The following is a 19,265-nucleotide window of genomic DNA, read 5'->3' as shown; positions in this document are numbered from 1 at the left end:
TTTCCGATCACGCTCGGATCTCGGGCCCGACCCTACCTGTTCACCTCGGCCTGCATCACCGTTCCGATCGAGGCTTTCACAGCGAGTCCTTGCCCTGTTTGCGCACCGACCACTGTGTCACCGGCAGTTGTGGGCGCCATGCCGTGAACGTCCCCAATGGTTCCGCCCGGTAAATCTGAAACTTGCGCAATTCACCGCCGTGGGTTTTTGCCCAGGTCAGCAGCAGCGCCTCCGATTCCGCGGTCACCGCGTTCGCGACGAGCCTGCCGCCGTGGCGCAAGTACGACCAGCATGTCTCGAGTACGCCATCCTGGGTGATCCCACCACCGACGAAAACCGCGTCAGGAGGGGCAGATTCGGTCGATCCGACCTCGGTGCGCACCTCCCCACGCACGACGACCTGCGGGACACCCAGGGCGGTGGCATTGTCGGCGATCTGGCGCCTCCGGTGCTCGAGCCGTTCGAAGGCGACCGCCTGGCAACCCGGGTGTGTACGACACCATTCGATGGCGATGCTGCCCGAGCCGCCGCCGACATCCCACAGCAGCTCTCCCGGTGCGGGCGCCAGGGCCGCAATGGTCAGCGCCCGCACTTCCGCTTTGGTGAGTTGCCCGCCGCCACCGAACAGCGCATCCGGGAGGCCCGGGATCCTCGTGGCACGCGGGCCCTTCGAATCCGCGACGCATTCGATCGCCACGATGTTCAGCGGATCGCCCGCAGGCAGATCCCAGCTCTGCGCGGTGGCCGCTCGAACCCGCTCGTCCGGGCCACCCAGCTGTGCGAGTATCGTCACCGTCGACTCACCGAATCCGTTGCGGCGCAACAGCTCCGCGATCCGCTCCGGCGTGTGCTCATCCGCGCTGAGCACCAGCACCCGCCGCCGATCCGCCAGCTCCGGCAGCACTGCCTCCACCGGCCGACCGACCGCGCTGACCACCGGCACCTCGGCAAGCGCCCACCCCAACCGGGCACATGCCAACGCAGCCGACGAGGGCTGCGGCAGCACCCGCAAGGCCGCAGCGCCGAACAGTCGCACCAGCGTCACTCCGATTCCGTAGAACATCGGATCGCCACTGGCCAGCACACAGATACGAGCGCCCGCGTGGTGCTCGAACAACCCGGGCAACGCGGGCACCAACGGCGACGGCCATGCCACCCGCTCAATCGCTGGATCGACTGGCACCAAAGCCAACTGGCGCTCCGCTCCGAACAACACCGCGCATCCGGCGATCGCCTCCCGCGCTGCCCGCCCGAGCCCGTCCCACCCGTCGGCTCCGATCCCGACAACCGATATCACCGGGCCCGTCCACGACACGACATTCGCCACGGCAACCTCGGTATCGATACCCGGTGCAACAGAACATATTTCGGCTGGATTGATCGGTTCGGCCGCCGACCGCGCCGGGTTCGGCCGCGCTTCGCGCTCGACACTCCGAGGCGGCCGGCGGGCCGATCCGGCGACCGGAATCGATGCACTCCCCGGCCGCGCCGTACCCAACACGGCCTCCGGCTGATCGCTCCCAGAAGATCCGGGAGTCGATCCAGAAGCGGGTGTGGGCCCGGTCACCGAGGCATCCGCCGCCACACTGCCTGTGGCAGCAGGCGCATGACGAAGAACACCGGTTGCAGTATGCGCGGGCACCACACCCGACCTGCGCGGCGACGGAGACCGTTGACCACGGCCACGGCGACCTGGTCCGGCGTGCTCGAGAATGGCGCCGGGTCCATACCCTCGGTCATCCGTCCGATCACGAACCCGGTGCGGACCAGCAGCAGGTGAACACCGCTGCCGTGCAACGCATCCGCAAGCCCTCCGGCGAAACCGTCGAGTCCCGCTTTGGCCGAGCCGTACACGTAGTTGGCCCGGCGCACCCGCACCCCCGCGACCGAACTGAACACGACGATCTGGCCGCTGCCCTGCGTACGCAGCAGATTCGCCAGCGTGGTGAGCACACTGATCTGTGCGACGAAATCGGTGTGCACCACCGCGAGCGCATGCGCCGGATCCTGCTCGGCCCGCGCCTGATCTCCCAGCACCCCGAACGCGAGCACGGTCACCCCCAGTCCGCCATGCTCGGCCGCAAGCTTCTCGAGCAACGCGGGGTGACTCGCCGTGTCATCGGCATCGAACTCGACGCAATGTACCGCCGTCGCACCGGCAGCCAGCACAGCCGCGCCCGCCTCGGCCAACTCGCCGCTACGCCGCGCCGCGAGAATCACCACCCGCCCCGGCGCCAACCGCCGGGCCACCTCGAGCCCGATCTCGCTGCGCCCACCGAGCAACAGCACCGGCCCGTCGGCAATCCCGCCACCTCGCAATCCCATGCACACAGTTTGCTCTCCCCCCGCTGCGCACCTTGCGCCGACCATCCGACAACTCGACAGCACGTTCGCGGACCGATGATTCCAGGTAACCGCAGTGCCGCCCGGTCACGACGGTCGCCACCGGCTTCCACATCGACCACGACTACGGTCGTGGGATGCCGACCAGCACAGCACAGCTGTCCCCGACCGCACTCGAGTTCGTCACCGAGCGGCACCTCGCCACGCTGACCACGTTGCGAGCAGATGGCACCCCGCACGTTGTCGCGGTGGGGTTCACCTGGGATCCCGAGGCCGGGCTCGCGCGGGTGATCACCAATGACGGATCGGTGAAAGTGCGCAATGTGCGCCGGTCCGGGTACGCGGCGGTCAGCCAGGTGGACGGCATTCGCTGGCTCACCCTCGAAGGTCCGGCAACCGTCCTCGACGACCCCGACAGCGTCGCCGAAGCAGTCGATCGCTACGCCGGACGCTACCGCGTGCCCCGAGAGAACCCGACCCGCGTGGTGATCGCAATTCAGGTGCGGCGAGTGTTGTCGAGCAGCACACTCACGACCCCGAACTGAGGTACCCGCACCTCGGCCAACTGCAGGGCGACGCCGCCGCAGGCGGCTGCCAGTGCCCGGGCTTACAACACCGTCAGCCCGTGTGGGCGATTGTTCATCGACTCACAGCCGTCCTCGGTGACCACGACGATGTCTTCGATCCGGGCGCCCCACTCACCACGGAAGTAGATGCCGGGTTCGATGCTGAATGCCATACCCGGCTGCAGGATCAGGTCGTTGCCCGCGACGATGTACGGCTCCTCGTGCACGGACAGGCCGATGCCGTGACCGGTGCGGTGCACGAAGGCGGGGCCGAACCCGGCGGCGGTCAACGGGTTTCGCGCCGCGGCGTCGATCGATTCGGCGGTCACGCCGGGGCGGACCGCGGCGACCGCGACGGCCTGGGCCTGTTCCAGCTCGGCGAATTGCACCGCCACATCCTGGCTCGGTTCGCCGAGCACGTAGGTGCGGGTCGAGTCGGAGTAGTAGCCGGGCTCTACCGGACCGCCGATATCGATCACGACCACATCACCCTGTTCGATTACCCGCTGCGACACCTCGTGGTGTGGGTCCGCACCGTGCGGCCCGCTGCCCACGATGACGAACGCGGCAGCGGTGTGGCCCTCCTCGACGATCGCGGCCGCGATGTCGGCACGCACCTCTGCCTCGGTACGCCCGGCGCGCAGCCACTCACCCATCCTGGCGTGCACGCGGTCGATCGCCGCTCCGGCCCTGCGCAGCGCGTCGATCTCCGCGGCGTCCTTGACCATGCGCATTTCACGGAGCACGGGCGTAGCCGAAACCGGCAGGCCGCTAAAGGATTCCGCCAACGGCAGCAGGTGCAGTGCGGGCATCGCATCGGTGACGGCGACCCGGGAACCGACATGCAGCGCCGACTTCACCAGATGATACGGATCGGTGCCGTCGACCCAATCGAACACCGGCAAACCGAGATCGCCCACCGCCGAACCCTCCAGCGACGCCAGCTCCAACTTCGGGATCACCACCGAGGGCGCAGCACCGTCGGCCGGGATCACCAGGCAGGTGAGCCGCTCGAAGGACTCGGCCGCCGACCCGATCAGGTACCGCAAATCCGGCCCCGGCGTGATCAGGAGGGCATCGAGATGAGCGGCCCGCATCAGTTCGACGGCCCGCTCGAGCCGATTACCGTAGACATCCGCCGCGAATCGTGACTCCGTGTGCGAGCTCATACCCCTCGACGTTACCCGCCACCGCTGCCCGACAGGCCGTTTACCCCGCTTCTGCAACCGCAACCCCTGGACGCGAGCTCGCCCGACCTGTGGCGGCGCAACACCGTTCATGGATCGGCGGCGCGGGGTACGACTGCCGCGTGAGCACGTCGAACTCAGCCCGTAGACACGGGTCTCCGCCGCCTGCCCTGAGCGCAGTGCTCACGCTCCCGACCCGGACTATCGGTGCCGAAAGCCGGGTCGGGAGCGCAATCACCGAGGCTTGTCGGGATGGGCAGGTAGCCTCACCAGCGTGACTTCAGCCGCGACTTCCGGTGGACCTCTCCTACTGCTCGACGGAGCGAGCCTATGGTTCCGTGCATTCCATGCGATCCCCGAGAAGATCACCGCACCCGACGGCCGGTCGGTGAATGCGGTGCGTGGTTTCACCGACATGGTCGCGTCGCTCATCACCAAGCATTCGCCGAGCAGGTTGGTTGTCTGTCTCGATCTGAATTGGCGGCCTGCGTTCCGGGTAGAGCTGGTGCCCTCGTACAAGGCGCACCGGCTCGACACCTCGATGGCCGCCGCTCCTGGCGCCGAGGAGGTGCCGGATCGGCTCACCCCGCAGGTCGAGATGATTCTGGAGGTGCTGGCTGCGGCAGGCATCGCGACGGGCGGCGCGGAGGGGCTGGAGGCCGACGACGTGCTCGGGACGCTCGCCACCCGGGAGCACACCGACCCGGTGGTGGTCGTCAGCGGTGATCGCGACCTGCTGCAGTTGGTGCGCGACGAGCCTGCACCGCGGGTGCGCGTGCTCTACGCGGGTCGCGGACTGGCCAAGGCCGAACTGTTCGGCCCCGCCGAAGTCGCCGCGAAATACGGTGTGCCCCTGGCGAATGCGGGACGGGCCTACGCGGACATGGCAACACTGCGCGGTGACGCATCGGACGGGCTGCCCGGGGTGGCGGGCATCGGTGACAAGTCCGCCGCGCTCTTGATCTCGCGATTCGGTTCACTGGAAGCGCTGCAAGCCGCCCTCGAGGATCCGGCCGCGGATCTTTCGCAGGGTGTGCGCGCCAAACTGCGGGCCGCCGATACCTATCTGAAAGCCGCCGCTTCTGTGGTCCGCGTGGTCTGCGATGCCGAAGTCGAACTCTCGCGACCGGATACGCTCCCCACAACTCCGGCGGACCCGCAACGTCTGCGCGAACTGGCCACCGAATACAACGCGGAAAGCCCCGTCGCGCGCCTGGTCACCGCTTTGGCGGCGGCCAACGCCTCCTGACACATCGCACAGCGGAGTCGGGCGGAGTTCGCACCTCAGCATGCCGGTGAAATGATGTGGCCAGGCAGCATTCCGCCCAGGCCTCGATGACTCACCGGGCGCTCGCGCCGCAGCGCGAGCGTCCCGGTACCCGAGTCAGTTGGGACGGCCGACCTCGTAGGTGCCGTCGTCCCTGGTAATCTTGACGGTCACCTTCTTCTGCTCACCACTGACCTTCAGGGAGCAGGTGAAGGTTGCGTCGACCTCGACCTTCTGGCCGGAGGGGCAGGACACATCGGCGACGTCCTGGATGCCGTAGGAGTCCGAAAGCACCTTCTTGACGCCGTCTTGCACCGCGGTGTTGTCCAGCTCGTCCTTGCTGGTCAGCACAAGTACCAGGGCGATGATGGCGCCGACCACAAGGAGCGCCCCGACACCGAGGCCGATGATCAGGCCTTTGCCCTTGCCACCGCTCTGTGTGGGGATCTGCTGAGCCTGGCCCCACTGCGGCTGCTGACCCTGCTGGCCCCACTGCGGCTGCTGACCTTGCTGGCCCCAGTCCTGCTGCGGCGGCTGCTGCTGCTGTCCCCAGTCCTGCGCACCCGGCTGGCCGGGCTGCTGGCCCCACTGCGGCTGATTGGGCTGGCTGGGTTGCTGACCCCATTGCGGCTGATTCGGCTGGCCGGGTTGCTGACCCCATTGCGGCTGATTCGGCTGGCTCGGTTGCTGACCCCACTGCGGCTGCGGAGGCTGCGACTGATCCCACTGCTGGGTTGGCGGCGCAGTCTGCGGCGTCTGCTGCTGGCCACCCCACGGCGACGGCGACGCGCCACCGGGTGTCTGCTGTCCGCCCCACTGCTGGGTGGGGTCGTTGCGTCCCTCCCCGGGACCAGGGGCGTCGTTCGGTCCGTACGGGCCGCTCATCTGCTTGCCTCCACTCGCATCGTTGTACATACGGTAGCCCCCCGCGTGAGACTCGTCGCAGAACAGGACCATTCCCATTTCCGAACCGATCCTGTCCGACTCCTCCGCCACGGTCGGTACGCGAAAGAAATCAAATCACAATCGAATCGGCTACGCCGCGTCCACCGCAACGACACCCCGTCGGATTGCCCGCACCGCCTTCGCCGCGGTCCCGGCAACCTCCGGGTCGTCGGCGGTGCTGTGGATCTGATCGAGCAGGTCGATCACCTGCCTGCACCAGCGTACGAAATCGCCCGCCGATAGCGGGGTGCCCCGATCGCCGCTGGCCAGCAACGACTCGGCCAACCCATCGCCACGCGCCCATTTGTACACGCCGGTAACGAATCCGAGATCCGGTTCACGGGTCGGCTGCAGCTTGTGGCGCGCCTCGTCCGAACGCAACTGCGTCCACACGCCGACCGTGCCGCCGACCGCCCGCCGGATCGGCTCCGTCGGCCCGCTTACGCCGAGATATCCACCCTCCTGGCGTGATTCGTAGACCAGGATGGACACGACGGCGGCCAGCTCGGCGGGCCCGAGCCCACGCCACAGTCCCTGGCGCAGGCATTCGGCGACGAGCAGGTCGCTTTCGGCGTAGATCCTGGCCAGTCTGCGCCCGTCCGGGGTCACCTCGCCTTCGTGCACGAAACCACGCTCTTCGAGCAGTGCGAGAATCCGATCGAAGGTTCGGGCCAGCGAGTTCGTCGTCGCGGCAACCTTCTGGCGCATGGTCTCGGTCTCGCGCGCCAACCGGTTGTAGCGCTCACCGACCCGACTCATCTGCTCGCGATCGGCGCGGGTGTGCGCCGGATGCGAGCGCAGGCTACGCCGCAGTGTGTCCAGTTCCCGATCCTCAGCCGCCTTGGATCGCTGGCCACGCCGCTGGCGGCCGGGCACCGAGATGCCGGTGCTGCGCAGCGCCGAGGCCAGATCACGGCGAATGCTCGCGGTCCGGTGATCGACCCGGCGGGGCAGACGCATATGACCGAGCGCCTTCGCGGGCACAGGGAAATCGGCGACCGATACCCGGCCCGCCCATTTGTCCTCGGTGAGCACCAGCGGGCGCGGGTCGCCCGGGGTGGCATCCGGCTCCAGGATGACCGCGAGCCCGGCCCGACGCCCAGACGGAATCGCCACCACATCACCGCGGCGCAGCGATGTCAACGAGCTCACCGAAGCGCCGCGGCGGTCGGAACGGTTCTGCTGTTCGAGCTGCCGTTCCCGTTGTTTGATCCGATCGCGCAGCGAAATGTATTCCAGGAACTCACCGTCCGCGCCGCCGAGCTGGGTGCGCAGCTTGCGCAACTGGTCTTCGTTGCGTTCGATGCCACGCACGAGCCCCACCACCGAACGGTCGGCCTGGAACTGTGCGAACGAGCGCTCGAGCAGGGCGCGGGCCTCCGCGGCACCCATCCGGTCGATCAGGTTGATCGACATGTTGTAGCCGGGCCGGAACGAACTGCGCAGCGGATAGGTCCGGGTCGAGGCGAGACCGGCCACCGCACTGGTGTCGACCTCCGGCTGCCACAGCACCACCGCGTGGCCCTCGACGTCGATGCCGCGGCGGCCCGCACGGCCGGTGAGCTGGGTGTATTCGCCCGGGGTGAGCTCGGCGTGCGACTCACCGTTGTACTTGACCAAGCGCTCCAGCACCACCGTGCGCGCGGGCATATTGATGCCCAATGCCAGTGTCTCCGTAGCGAATACGGCCCGCACGAGCCCACGTACGAATAATTCTTCGACAGTGTGCCGGAAGGCGGGCAGCATGCCGGCGTGATGCGCGGCAAGCCCGCGGTGCAGCGCCTCCCGCCACTCCCAGTAACCGAGCACCTCGAGATCGTCTTTCGGCAGATCTCCGGTGTGCCTCTCGATAATGGCGTCGATCGCCTCGTTTTCGTCGTCCCTGCTCAGGTCCAGCCGGGAGCGCAGGCACTGCGCCAGCGCGCCGTCACAGCCCGCCCTGCTGAAGATGAAGGTGATCGCGGGCAGCAGCCCTTCGTCGTCGAGCTTGGCGAGCACTTCCGGCCGTGGCAGCGGGCGGAAGTCTCGGCGCGGCCCACCGCCGCGACCGTTGCGCGGCCCACCCCAGCTGTTCATCCGATCCGCGCTCTCACGCTGCCGGATATAGCGGACCAGGTCTTCGTCGACGAGGATCTTCTGCTCGCTGGAGTCGGTGTCGAACAGGTCGAACATCCGCCGCCCGACCATCACGTGCTGCCACAGCGGTACCGGGCGCGTTTCATCGACCACCACGGCGGTGTCGCCCCGGACGGTCTCCATCCACGCGCCGAATTCCTCGGCGTTGCTGACCGTCGCGGACAAGCTGACCAGCCGCACATCGGGCGGCAGGTGCAGGATGACCTCTTCCCACACCGCGCCGCGGAAGCGGTCCGCGAGGTAGTGCACCTCGTCCATCACCACGAAGGCCAGCCCGCGCAGGGCATCCGAGGAGGCATAGAGCATGTTGCGCAGCACCTCGGTGGTCATCACCACCACCGGCGCATCCGGATTGATCGACTGGTCTCCCGTGAGCAGACCCACCTGATCGCGGCCGTACCGCTCGGTGAGATCGGCGAACTTCTGGTTGGACAGCGCCTTGATCGGCGTGGTGTAGAAGCACTTTCCACCCGCAGCGAGCGCCAGGTGCACCGCGAATTCACCGACGACAGTTTTGCCCGCACCGGTCGGCGCACACACCAGCACGCCGTGCCCACCCTCGAGGGCCGCACAGGCGTCGCGCTGAAATGGATCCAGAGTGAAACTCAGCTCGGCAGAAAACTTTGCCAGCTCGCCTACCTGCGACCGGTGATATAACACCGTCAGAGGGTATCGGAGTAGTCCGACATCGGTCGCCCGGATTTCTCTGTCGGTTCGACGATCGACTCGGCGGGCCGGATCGGCTCGGGGCCGCTGAGCGAGGATGCTTCCTCATCCGACAGCGCCGCAAGACTTTCACTTTCCTTGCGTGCGCGACGCCGATCGTTGACCCGAGCGAACTGCACGGCCACCTCGAACAAGACGGTCAGCGCCAGGGCAAGCGCCAGCATCGAGAACGGGTCCTGCGGAGTCACGATGGCGGCAAAGACGAAGAGCCCGAAGATGAGTCCGCGTCGCCAGGCCTTCAGTCGGGCGTAGGTCAGCACCCCGACCAGGTTCAATCCGACGATCAGCAAGGGTGTTTCGAAGCTGATGCCGAAGATGATCAGCAGCTGAATGATGAACCCGAAATACTGTGAACCGCTCAGCGCCGTGATCTGCGCGTTGTTGCCGATGCTCAGCAGGAAGCTCAACGCATGGGCGACAACGACATAAGCCAGCACCGCGCCTGTGGCGAACAGTACGGTGCCGGACGCGACGAACCCGACCGCGTACTTGCGCTCCTTGGCGTACAGCCCCGGGGTGATGAACGCCCACAACTGGTACAGCCAGATCGGCGCGGCGAGCACCACGCCCGCCGTCATGCCCACCTTCAAACGCAGCATGAACTGCTCGAACGGGGCGGTTGCCAGCAATCGGCAGGCGCCGTCGGGCGTGAGCGAGGCTCGGGAGGAGGCAGGCAGCGAACAATACGGCCCGAGCAGAACGTCGCCGAGACTCTCCAGGCCGAAGATCGTATGCGAATACCAGAAGAAACCGAACAACGTGGTCAGCAGGACTGCGGCGATCGAAATCAGCAGTCGGCTGCGCAGCTCTTGCAGATGCTCGACCAACGACATGGTGCCGTCGGGATTCGTCCTGCGCTTGCTGTGCCGAGGATCGAACGGGATTCGCATGGTGGTGTGTTGGCCCCTGGGTTGGATGTGCCCGCGTCGGCGGCGGCGCCGTCGATTCGGCGGGCAACAGCGCTATGCCCGGAGTGAGTGCAACTCACCCCGGCGCTGAAGCTCGACTCAGACCGACTTCGGCGTGGTTTGGGGCTCCGCGGCGGTCGCCTGCGACTGGGCGATGGTCGCCTGCGGCAGCTCCTGGACCGGTTGCTGAACCGGGGCCGGACTCGCCGGCGCGGTGCTCTCGCTCTGCATCTGGCTGACCTCGCTCTTGAAGATGCGCAACGACCGACCCAGGCTGCGGGCGGCGTCGGGCATCCGCTTCGCGCCGAAGAACATCACGAAGAGCCCGGCAATGATCAGCCAGTGCCAGATGCTCAGACTGCCCATGGTTAACCTCCCAAGAATGTGGTAGCTCTGATGCTACCGGACCATGACGTGGGCGAACTCCCGCGTCAGTACTCGTTTGCCCAGCGTTCAACCCCGGGCGGTGGCGGCCGCGGTCCGCAGCTGATCCCACAGTTCGGGGCCCGTCCAGGTTCGCCGGTCGCCGTGTTCGGCGGCCACGATCAATTCGATAAGTCGTTGATTCACCGGTGTCGGTGCACCGACCATGGCGCCGAGGCTCACAATTTCGCCGCACAGCCAGGAGATCTCCGTCTTGCGGCCGAGCGCGAGATCGTCGGCCATCGACGAGCGTGCGACCGGGTCGATGGCCAGCACCTGACCCGCCACCCGGCGAAAGATCCCGTCCGGAACGGTCAGCAGCCGAACCATGAGGTGCGGCGGGAGCAGGGTCAGCCGGGCCGGGCGAATTCGCGCTCTGTTCATCGCGGCGAGCGCTTCGCCCTGGGTGAGCGCCAGGCAGCGGCGGTAATTCCGGTCGGCGAGTTCCTCGCGCAGCGGCCTGCCGGACAGTGCGTTGATGGGATTGTTGAGATTGAGCAGCAACTTCGCCCACTGCACAGGCAGCAGGTCGGGATGACGGCGCAGCGGCAGCCCGGCCTGCGCGAAGAGCTCGACGAAGTGCGCCAATGCCGGATCGTCCTGCACGGCGAGCCCGCCGTCGGTGCCGCGATGGAAGCGACCGTCCGCATGATGGACGACGTTGAACATCACCATGCCCGCAAGCACCACGCAGGTGGGCAGGACATCCCGGATCACGGTGTCGTTGCCGATCCCGTTCTGCAGGCTCAACACCACGGTGCCAGGGCGAATCTTGCCCGCCAACTCGCGCACCGCCTCGGAGGTCGCCGCCGATTTCACGGTGACGAGCACCAGGTCCGCCGACCCGACGTCCGTCGGCTCGGTGGCGACACGGAACCCGTCTGCGGCCACCACGTCCTCGCCGCCGTCGAGGTCGGTCAGGTGCAGCCCGAACCCGCTGATCTCATCGAGTGCGCGACGCCTGCCGACGAACGTCAGATCCGCGCCTGCTGCCGCCAGCTTGCCGCCGACGAAGGTGCCGATACTGCCAGCGCCGAGCACCATCACGTGACAGGTCACACCGGCCCGACTTCCTCTGATCCGACTTCTTCGTACGCCGCGAGCGCGGCATTCGAGCGCTCACGCACGGCGGCGACCAACTCGGGCGGCCCGAGCACGGTGACACCCGAGCCGAAGCCGAGCAGCAACCGCGCCATCCAATCCAGGGTGGCGAACCGCATGGTCGCCTCGAGACTGCCATCGGGATGCACGGCCAGCCGATGCATCGGATACTGGTCGAGCACCCAGCCGTAGTCGCCGCGAATCCGTAAGCGAGCCAAGGGAACCGCAGGATCGTCCTGGAACAGGTCGAGTGCGGCGGACTCCTCGGTCGCATGACTGGGCGGGCGTGCCTGCTCGGCCAATTCGGTGGCCGCTTCGATCCGGTCGAACCGGAACAGCCGCACCCCTTCTGCCTGCCTGCACCACGCCTGAAGGTAACTGTTGTTGTCCACCAAGACGATTCGGATTGGATCGACGACCCGTTCGGACACCACATCGCGACTGGCCGAGTAGTAGACCAGTCGCAGCGCATGCTGGCGAGCCAGCGCAGAACGCACCGTCGCCACCGCGGGCGCCTCGACCGGCGCGCTCGACGACTCCCCCAGCCCCACGCCTTCGGCAGATCCACCGTGGGAGATGGCCGATTCGATTTTCGCGATCGCCGCGTGCGCCGCGGTCGGATCGACCATGCCGGGCATGTCCACGATCGACCGCAATGCGACGAGCAAGGCCGTGGCCTCGGTGGAGGTCAGCCGCAGCGGACGGTCGATGCCCGCCGAGAAGGTGACCTCGATGCTCTCCTCGGAGAACGACAGATCGATCAGGTCGCCGGGTCCGTAACCGGGCAGCCCGCACATCCACAGTTGATTCAGATCGCCCATCAGCTGTTTGGTGGTGACGCCGAGATCGACGGCCGCCTCGGCGGCGCTGATGCCGGGATGGGCGATGAAATACGGGATCATGTTCAGCAACCGCGAAAGCCGAACCGACAACCGTGAGCTCACGCTGTCACCTCCGTGCGATCGAAGACCGACCGCAGTCTCGCGACGACATCGGCGCGCAGTTCCTCGGGCGCGAGCACCACCGCATCGGGTCCGAGCCCGGTGATCAACCGGGCCAACCAGTCGCGGGAGCGGACGGGCAGCTCCACCACGACACCGTGACGTGCACCGATCATTCGGTCGCCGGTGATCCGGCCGAGCCTGCGGATTTCCCGGCCGCGATCGTCGGCCACCCACACGGTCGCCGAGCCGGTCACCGGGGCACTGCCGGTGACGGTGTCGACGATGGCACGCAGGTCCACCCCGTCCGGCTTGCTGACCACGTTCGGCGGCCCGTAGGCGGTCACATCGTCACCGATCCGCGAGAGCCGGAAGCTGCGCACCGCGTTCCGGTTCCGGTCGTGGCCGACGAGATACCAGCGGCCGTGGTGGGTGACCACACCCCACGGCTCCACATCACGCATGAGATAGGGCGCGTTGACCGCGCCGCGGTGTTCGAACCGGACCGCCTGCCCCGCGTCGATGGCCGTCAGCAGTTTGCCGAGCACTGGTTCCGAGCCACGGGTCCGCGCCGGCACCGCGGGCACCGACGCCACCGCGGCATCGGTCTCGACGTGGATTCCGGCCGCGCGCAGCTTGAGCAGTGCGCCCTCGGCCGCTGCGGCGAGCTCCGGCGACTCCCACATCTGCACGGCGACCGCGACGGAGGCGGCCTCCTCGCTGGTCAGATCGATCTCGGGCAGCTCGTAAGCGTCGCGGTTGATCCGGTAGCCCTCCATCGTGGAGTACCGGCTCACCGGCCCTACCTCGAGCGGAATGCCCAGGTCACGCAGCTCGTTCTTGTCCCGCTCGAACATCCGGCTGAACGCTTCGTCGCTGACCGACTCCTCGTAGCCGGCGACGCTGTCCCGAATCCGCTCCGCGGTCAAGAACTGCCGGGTCGACAGCAGCGCGATGACCAGATTCATCAGCCGCTCGACCTTGGATATCGCCACCCGAACAGGGTAATGGGCCGGGCGGCGCAACGGAGCGGCGGCGCACTATTCGCGCGCTACGGACGTGTCACACTTACCGGATGATCGTCGCTTTCTCCGTGACTCCGCTCGGCACCGGCGTCGACGTCGGCCGAGCCGTGGCCGAGGCGGTCCGGGTGGTTCGGGCCAGCGGACTGCCGAACCGCACCGACGCCATGTTCACTACGATCGAGGGCGAATGGGACGAGGTGATGCGTGTCGTAAAGCAGGCCACCGACGCCATCCTCGCGGTCGCGCCGCGGTGCAGCCTGGTGCTCAAGGCCGACATCCGGCCCGGCGTCACCGACGCGATGATCACGAAAGTCGAGAAGGTCGAGCGGTATCTGACCGAGTCCTAGCCACCACTGTTCGCTTCGGCCACGAGAGTTTTCGTAGACCAGCAAGCGGGCCTGGGTGCCGAGAACCCGGGCCCGCTGTCGAGCTGCTCGCTACATCGAGGCGATGAGCCGGTCGACACGCTCGTCGACCGAGCGGAACGGATCCTTGCACAGCACGGTGCGCTGCGCCTGGTCGTTCAGCTTCAAGTGCACCCAGTCGACGGTGAAGTCGCGACCCGCCTCCTGCGCGGCGGTGATGAAGTCGCCGCGCAGCTTGGCCCGGGTTGTCTGCGGCGGAGTGTCGACCGCGGCGTCCACGGCCTCGTCCTCGGTGACCCGCTTGGCCAGGCCCTTGCGCTGCAGCAGGTCGAAGACACCGCGGCCGCGCTTGATGTCGTGATAAGCCAGATCCAGCTGGGCGATCTTCGGATCCGACAGCTCCATGCCGTAGCGGTCCTGATAGCGCTGGAACAGCTTGCGCTTGATCACCCAGTCGACCTCGGTGTCGACCTTCGCGAAGTCCTGTGCCTCGACCGCGTCCAGGGTCCGCCCCCACAGGTCGACGACCTGGTCGACGTGGGGATCGCGGTCGCGGTTGCGCAGGTGCTCGACGGCGCGTGCGTAGTACTCGCGCTGGATATCCAGGGCGCTGGCCTGCCGGCCGCCCGCCAGCCGCACCGGACGCTTGCCGGTCAGGTCGTGGCTGACCTCACGGATGGCGCGGATCGGGTTGTCCAGCGCGAAGTCGCGGAACGAGACCCCCGCCTCGATCATTTCCAGCACCAGCGAGGCCGTGCCGACCTTGAGCATGGTGGTGGTCTCGGACATGTTCGAGTCACCGACGATCACGTGCAGACGGCGGTATTTCTCCGCGTCCGCGTGCGGCTCGTCGCGGGTGTTGATGATCGGCCGCGACCGTGTGGTCGCTGAGGACACACCCTCCCAGATGTGCTCGGCACGCTGCGACAGGCAGAACGTGGCCGCCTTCGGCGTCTGCAGGATCTTGCCCGCCCCGCAGATCAGCTGACGGGTGACCAGGAACGGCAGCAGCACATCGGAGATCCTGGAGAATTCACCGGCCCGGACCACGAGGAAGTTCTCGTGACAACCGTAGGAGTTGCCCGCCGAATCGGTGTTGTTCTTGAACAGGTAGATATCACCGCCGATGCCCTCCTCCGCGAGGCGCTGCTCGGCGTCGATCAACAGCTCCTCCAGCACCCGCTCGCCCGCCCTGTCATGGGTGACCAGCTGAGCCAAGTTGTCGCACTCGGCCGTGGCGTACTCCGGATGCGACCCGACATCGAGGTAGAGCCGAGCACCGTTGCGGAGGAACACGTTCGAGCTACGGCCCCAGGAAACTACCCGGCGGAACAAATACCGGGCTACCTCGTCAGGGCTGAGCCGGCGGTGTCCGTGGAAGGTGCACGTCACACCGAATTCGGTCTCGATCCCCATGATTCGTCGCTGCACACTATCGACATTACAGCCATGTCATGTACCCGCGTGGGAGTGCGGACAACCCGGATGCATACGTCTTCACAACGATTTTGCACGTCGGCGCAACATTCGACGGAAAAGTACCGGCGACGAACGAAACCCCCGGCGCTCCGCGGGACGGAACACCGGGGGCCTCGACGACCGGATCAGGCGACGATCACTCCGACTTCGGAGCGTCCTCCGCTTCCGCCGCGGCGGTCGCTGCGGCGGCCTTGCTCTTGCTGCCCGATTTACTGCCGGCCAGCAGCCCTTCCAGGGCGGTGTCCGAAACCCGGCGAAACGCCCGCCGCGGCCGGGCCTGCTCCAGTGTGGCGACCTCGAGCGAGCTCACCCCGAGTACACGCTTCTCCTTGTCCGCACCCTCGGGAACCCCCGCGGTCAGCGCCTTGACGGCCACGCCGACGGCCGAGGACAGGTCGAGACCGGGCTGGTAGGACGCCTTCAATGCGGTGAGGATCGGCTCGGTCGTGCCGCCCATCACCACGTATTCGCGCTCGTCCACGATCGAACCGTCGAAGGTGATCCGGTAGAGCACCGAGGTCGGCGTCTGCTCCGGATACCCCACCTCGGCCACACAGATCTCCACCTCATATGGCTTGAGCTGATCGGTGAAGATCGTGCCGAGGGTCTGTGCGTAGGCGTTGGCGAGGCCGCGACCGGTGACATCGCGCCGGTCGTACTGGTAACCCTTCAGGTCGGCCTGCAGGATGCCACCGCGGCGCAGCGCCTCGAACTCGTTGTACTTGCCCACCGCGGCGAACCCGACGCGGTCGTACAGCTCGCTCACCTTGTGCAGCGTCGCCGACGGGTTCTCGGCGACGAACAGCACACCCTTGTCGTACACCAACACGATGACACTGCGACCACGACCGATGCCCTTGCGCGCAAGTTCGGTCTTGTCGCGCATGATCTGTTCGGCCGACGCGTAATACGGCAGTGTCATGCTTGCGCACTCCCTTCTTCCGCGGCCTCGCGGTCGGCGACGATCCCGCGCGCGATCTCCGCCAAACGCTCCTCCGGCACCAGATCGGCACCCTCCTCGTTGACAACGATCGCCGTCGGATAGATGCCGCGCACGATGTCGGGACCGCCGGTGGCGGTGTCGTCGTCGGCCGCATCGAAGAGCGACTCGACGGCGATGCGCAGTGCGCGGTCCTCGTCGATTCCCTTGGCGTACAGCTTCTTCAGCGACGACTTGGCGAAATTCGAACCGGAACCGACAGCGGTGTAGCCGAAACGTTCCTCGCTGCGGCCGCCGACCACGTCGTAGGAAACGATGCGGCCCGCTTTGTCCGGATCGGTGGCGTACTCGTCGTAGCCGACGAGTACCGGGACCACCGCAAGACCTTGAAGTGCCGCGGGCAGGTTGTCCCGCACCATCTTCGAGAGCTTGTTCGCCTTACCGTCGAAGGTCAGCGAGACGCCTTCGATCTTCTCGTAGTACTCGAGCTCCACCGCGAAAAGCCGCACCATCTCGATGGCCATGCCCGCGGTGCCCGCGATGCCTGCCGCCGAGTAGGTGTCGGTGATGTACACCTTCTCCATGTCCCTGCTGGCCAACAGGTTTCCCATGGTGGCCCGCCGGTCACCGGCGATCAGCACGCCACCGCGATAGGAGACCGCGACGATGGTGGTCCCGTGCGGAGCCAGGTCCTTCGCGGCGGTGCCACCGGAGCTTCCGGTGGCACCCTCTATCGCGGCGAATCTGTTGCCGGGCAACAGTTCCGGTGCATGCATGCGGAGATGTTCGGTGAATGACGAGAGAGCGTGTCCCGGGTGGAGACGCAGCGGGTCACCTGCTGTCACTGGCCACCCTTCTGCACGTACGCACGAACGAAGTCTTCCGCGTTCTCCTCGAGCACATCATCGATCTCGTCGAGCAGGTCGTCGGTCTCCTCCGCCAGCTTCTCGCGGCGCTCCTGTCCGGCGGCGTCTACGCCCTCCGGGCCCTCATCCTCGTCGCCGCCCCCGGCGCGCTTGGTCTGCTCTTGTGCCATGGCAGCCGACCTCCTCTGTCCTCATCATGACCAGGGCTCATGGTCCGAGCACGGCCCTGATCATGAGCAATGTCCGTGCTCGTCCTTCAACACTACCCAGCGACACCGACACGGTGTCGTATTCCGAGCCGATGTGCGGCCGAGTCGACACCGGATCTCACTCAGGTGGTCAACTGTTCGACAAGCTCGGCGGCGGTGTTGACGCCGTCGAGCAGCTTGCCGACGTGCGCCTTTGTCCCGCGGCGTGGCTCGAGCGTCGGGATGCGCACCAGCGAATCCCCGCCGAGATCGAAGATCACCGAATCCCAGCTCGCGGCAGCGATATCGGCGCCGAAGCGGCGCAGGCACTCACCGCGGAAGTAGGCGCGAGTGTCGGTGGGCGGCTTGGTCATCGCATCGAGAATCTGCTGCTCTGTGACGAGACGTTTCATCGATCCGCGTGCCACGAGGCGGTTGTAGAGCCCCTTGTCCAGCCGCACGTCGGAGTACTGCAGGTCCATCAGGTGCAGTTTGGGTGCGGCCCAGCTCAGGCCCTCACGCTTGCGCATCCCCTCGAGCAGACGCAGCTTGGCGGGCCAGTCGAGCAGATCGGCGCATTCCATCGGATCACGTTCGAGCAGGTCGAGCACCATCGCCCAGTTCTCGATGATGTCGCGAACCCGGGGATCGTCGTTGGCGCTGCGTGCCACGTACTTCTCCACCCGATCCAGGTAGATGCGCTGCAAGGCCAGGCCGGTGAGCTCGCGGCCGTCGGTGAGCGCCACCGTGGCGCGCAGGGTGGGGTCGTGCGAGATCTGGTGCACCGCGGTGACGGGGCGGGCCAGCTGCAGATCCGACAGGTCCTCGCCCGCCTCGATCAGGTCCAGCACCAGCGCGGTGGTGCCGACCTTGAGGTAGGTGGACATTTCGGCCAGATTGGCGTCACCGATGATGACGTGCAGTCTGCGGTACTTGTCGGCGTCGGCGTGCGGCTCGTCGCGGGTGTTGATGATGCCGCGCTTGAGCGTGGTCTCCAGGCCGACCTCGACCTCGATGTAGTCGGCACGCTGGGACAGCTGGAACCCGGCGTGGTCACCGGACTGGCCGATACCGACCCGACCGGAACCCGTGATCACCTGACGCGACACGAAGAACGGGGTCAGGCCGACGATGATCTGATTGAACGGGGTTTCGCGGCTCATCAGATAGTTCTCGTGGGTGCCGTAGGAGGCCCCCTTGCCGTCGACATTGTTCTTGTACAACTGCAGCCGCGGTGCGCCCGGCACGCTCGACGCATGCCGCGCCGCGGCCTCCATCACACGTTCACCTGCCTTGTCCCAGATCACCGCGTCCATCGGGTCGACGACCTCGGGTGCGGAGTATTCGGGGTGGGCATGGTCGACATACAGTCGGGCGCCGTTGGTGAGGATCATGTTCGCCGCACCTACCTCGTCGGCGTCGATCACCGGCGCAGGCCCGTTCATCCGACTCAGGTCGAAGCCGCGCGCATCGCGTAGCGGCGACTCCACCTCGTAATCCCATCGAGTTCGCTTCGCGCGCGGCACACCCTCCGCCGCCGCATAGGCGAGAACCGCCTGGGTGGAGGTGAGGATCGGGTTGGCGGACGGCTCGGTGGGAGTGGAGATGCCGTATTCGACCTCGATGCCGATGATGCGCTGCATAGCGACGAGCCTAGTGTGCAGTCGCCGAAGGCCGTCGACAGTCTCCGCACTTGGACGAATGTGGCTGCGGCCCCTGTGTCCCCGGGACGGCGAAAGTCCGTCGTCGGCATCTGCGCTCGATCGAGGGCATCGGCCATCCTGCGGACCTCGATCTCATACCGTGGGTGGTACTTACGGAGGACCCATCCGGGACCTGGTGAACGGGATATTCGGACC

The 19,265-nt window shown here is 66.9% G+C and carries 18 protein-coding genes; 3 read left to right on the top strand and 15 right to left on the bottom strand.

Annotation, left to right across the window (positions count from 1 at the left end; translation table 11 throughout):
- Positions 1–76: 76 nt before the first annotated feature.
- Positions 77–1,327, bottom strand: coding sequence for a precorrin-6y C5,15-methyltransferase (decarboxylating) subunit CbiE (cbiE, locus tag OHQ90_RS22385; protein ID WP_328400476.1), 1,251 nt, complete (start codon positions 1,325–1,327; stop codon positions 77–79).
- Between the two features lie 236 nt (positions 1,328–1,563).
- Positions 1,564–2,325 carry an SDR family NAD(P)-dependent oxidoreductase gene (locus OHQ90_RS22380; RefSeq protein WP_328400474.1) on the bottom strand — a complete coding sequence of 254 codons (762 nt, stop codon included), beginning with the start codon at positions 2,323–2,325 and terminating at the stop codon, positions 1,564–1,566.
- 155 nt (positions 2,326–2,480) lie between these two features.
- On the opposite strand from OHQ90_RS22380, the gene OHQ90_RS22375 reads away from it, so the two are divergent.
- Entirely contained in the window at positions 2,481–2,888 is a 408-nt protein-coding gene (locus tag OHQ90_RS22375; protein ID WP_328400472.1) for a PPOX class F420-dependent oxidoreductase, read from the top strand.
- A 62-nt stretch (positions 2,889–2,950) separates the two neighbouring features.
- On the opposite strand, the gene OHQ90_RS22370 is transcribed toward OHQ90_RS22375, so the two are convergent.
- Positions 2,951–4,078 (bottom strand): M24 family metallopeptidase, encoded by a 1,128-nt coding sequence (locus tag OHQ90_RS22370; RefSeq protein WP_328400470.1) that lies wholly within the window; start codon positions 4,076–4,078, stop codon positions 2,951–2,953.
- Between the two features lie 292 nt (positions 4,079–4,370).
- Between OHQ90_RS22370 and OHQ90_RS22365 the strand changes: the two genes are divergently transcribed.
- Positions 4,371–5,345, top strand: coding sequence for a 5'-3' exonuclease (locus OHQ90_RS22365; RefSeq protein ID WP_328400468.1), 975 nt, complete (start codon positions 4,371–4,373; stop codon positions 5,343–5,345).
- 135 nt (positions 5,346–5,480) lie between these two features.
- Here the strand turns inward: OHQ90_RS22365 and OHQ90_RS22360 are convergent, their stop codons facing one another.
- The 7 genes from OHQ90_RS22360 to OHQ90_RS22330 form a co-directional block, all read right to left on the bottom strand.
- Positions 5,481–6,248: a DUF4333 domain-containing protein gene (locus OHQ90_RS22360; protein WP_328400466.1), complete on the bottom strand. Its 768-nt coding sequence runs from the start codon at positions 6,246–6,248 to the stop codon at positions 5,481–5,483.
- 150 nt (positions 6,249–6,398) lie between these two features.
- The gene (locus OHQ90_RS22355) at positions 6,399–9,104 is read right to left on the bottom strand and encodes a DEAD/DEAH box helicase (protein WP_328400464.1); all 2,706 of its coding nucleotides are present in this window, start codon (positions 9,102–9,104) and stop codon (positions 6,399–6,401) included.
- A gap of 2 nt (positions 9,105–9,106) precedes the next feature.
- Positions 9,107–10,060, bottom strand: coding sequence for a twin-arginine translocase subunit TatC (gene tatC / locus OHQ90_RS22350; RefSeq protein WP_328400462.1), 954 nt, complete (start codon positions 10,058–10,060; stop codon positions 9,107–9,109).
- 117 nt (positions 10,061–10,177) lie between these two features.
- Positions 10,178–10,444: a Sec-independent protein translocase subunit TatA gene (gene tatA / locus OHQ90_RS22345; RefSeq protein WP_328400460.1), complete on the bottom strand. Its 267-nt coding sequence runs from the start codon at positions 10,442–10,444 to the stop codon at positions 10,178–10,180.
- A gap of 87 nt (positions 10,445–10,531) precedes the next feature.
- Complete coding sequence (locus OHQ90_RS22340; RefSeq protein WP_328400458.1) at positions 10,532–11,560, bottom strand: 2-dehydropantoate 2-reductase; 1,029 nt, start codon at positions 11,558–11,560, stop codon at positions 10,532–10,534.
- A complete protein-coding gene (locus tag OHQ90_RS22335) occupies positions 11,557–12,546 on the bottom strand; it encodes a helix-turn-helix transcriptional regulator (RefSeq protein ID WP_328400456.1) in 990 nt (329 codons plus the stop codon). The genes OHQ90_RS22340 and OHQ90_RS22335 overlap by 4 nt, the downstream gene beginning before the upstream one ends.
- On the bottom strand, positions 12,543–13,538 hold the full coding sequence (locus OHQ90_RS22330) for a helix-turn-helix transcriptional regulator (RefSeq protein WP_328400454.1): 996 nt from the start codon (positions 13,536–13,538) through the stop codon (positions 12,543–12,545). The genes OHQ90_RS22335 and OHQ90_RS22330 overlap by 4 nt, the downstream gene beginning before the upstream one ends.
- An 80-nt stretch (positions 13,539–13,618) precedes the next feature.
- Between OHQ90_RS22330 and OHQ90_RS22325 the strand changes: the two genes are divergently transcribed.
- Positions 13,619–13,915: an MTH1187 family thiamine-binding protein gene (locus OHQ90_RS22325; protein WP_328400452.1), complete on the top strand. Its 297-nt coding sequence runs from the start codon at positions 13,619–13,621 to the stop codon at positions 13,913–13,915.
- 90 nt (positions 13,916–14,005) lie between these two features.
- Here OHQ90_RS22325 and pafA read toward each other — a convergent pair whose 3' ends face one another.
- From pafA to dop, 5 genes are all read right to left on the bottom strand, one after another.
- On the bottom strand, positions 14,006–15,364 hold the full coding sequence (gene pafA, locus OHQ90_RS22320) for a Pup--protein ligase (protein ID WP_328400450.1): 1,359 nt from the start codon (positions 15,362–15,364) through the stop codon (positions 14,006–14,008).
- Between the two features lie 184 nt (positions 15,365–15,548).
- Complete coding sequence (gene prcA, locus OHQ90_RS22315; RefSeq protein WP_328400448.1) at positions 15,549–16,334, bottom strand: proteasome subunit alpha; 786 nt, start codon at positions 16,332–16,334, stop codon at positions 15,549–15,551.
- On the bottom strand, positions 16,331–17,128 hold the full coding sequence (prcB, locus tag OHQ90_RS22310; protein WP_442941153.1) for a proteasome subunit beta: 798 nt from the start codon (positions 17,126–17,128) through the stop codon (positions 16,331–16,333). The genes prcA and prcB overlap by 4 nt, the downstream gene beginning before the upstream one ends.
- A 65-nt stretch (positions 17,129–17,193) precedes the next feature.
- Positions 17,194–17,388, bottom strand: a complete 195-nt coding sequence (locus tag OHQ90_RS22305; RefSeq protein WP_019047503.1) for a ubiquitin-like protein Pup — start codon at positions 17,386–17,388, stop codon at positions 17,194–17,196.
- 161 nt (positions 17,389–17,549) lie between these two features.
- Complete coding sequence (gene dop, locus OHQ90_RS22300) at positions 17,550–19,049, bottom strand: depupylase/deamidase Dop (protein WP_328400443.1); 1,500 nt, start codon at positions 19,047–19,049, stop codon at positions 17,550–17,552.
- Positions 19,050–19,265: the final 216 nt, after the last annotated feature.

Origin of the sequence: Nocardia sp. NBC_00403 (genome assembly GCF_036046055.1) — a bacterium.
Taxonomy (GTDB): domain Bacteria; phylum Actinomycetota; class Actinomycetes; order Mycobacteriales; family Mycobacteriaceae; genus Nocardia.
The sequence above is the reverse complement of the archived record's forward strand: the minus strand, read 5'-3'. Positions and strand labels throughout refer to the sequence as shown.

Coding starts and splice junctions, on each gene's coding strand:
- dop (WP_328400443.1), bottom strand. CDS start 19,049: ATGCAGCGCATCATCGGCATCGAGGTCGAATACGGCATCTCCACTCCC.
- OHQ90_RS22375 (WP_328400472.1), top strand. CDS start 2,481: ATGCCGACCAGCACAGCACAGCTGTCCCCGACCGCACTCGAGTTCGTC.
- tatA (WP_328400460.1), bottom strand. CDS start 10,444: ATGGGCAGTCTGAGCATCTGGCACTGGCTGATCATTGCCGGGCTCTTC.
- tatC (WP_328400462.1), bottom strand. CDS start 10,060: ATGCGAATCCCGTTCGATCCTCGGCACAGCAAGCGCAGGACGAATCCC.
- prcB (WP_442941153.1), bottom strand. CDS start 17,128: ATGCATGCACCGGAACTGTTGCCCGGCAACAGATTCGCCGCGATAGAG.
- OHQ90_RS22380 (WP_328400474.1), bottom strand. CDS start 2,325: ATGGGATTGCGAGGTGGCGGGATTGCCGACGGGCCGGTGCTGTTGCTC.
- prcA (WP_328400448.1), bottom strand. CDS start 16,334: ATGACACTGCCGTATTACGCGTCGGCCGAACAGATCATGCGCGACAAG.
- OHQ90_RS22360 (WP_328400466.1), bottom strand. CDS start 6,248: ATGAGCGGCCCGTACGGACCGAACGACGCCCCTGGTCCCGGGGAGGGA.
- OHQ90_RS22370 (WP_328400470.1), bottom strand. CDS start 4,078: ATGAGCTCGCACACGGAGTCACGATTCGCGGCGGATGTCTACGGTAAT.
- OHQ90_RS22305 (WP_019047503.1), bottom strand. CDS start 17,388: ATGGCACAAGAGCAGACCAAGCGCGCCGGGGGCGGCGACGAGGATGAG.
- OHQ90_RS22325 (WP_328400452.1), top strand. CDS start 13,619: ATGATCGTCGCTTTCTCCGTGACTCCGCTCGGCACCGGCGTCGACGTC.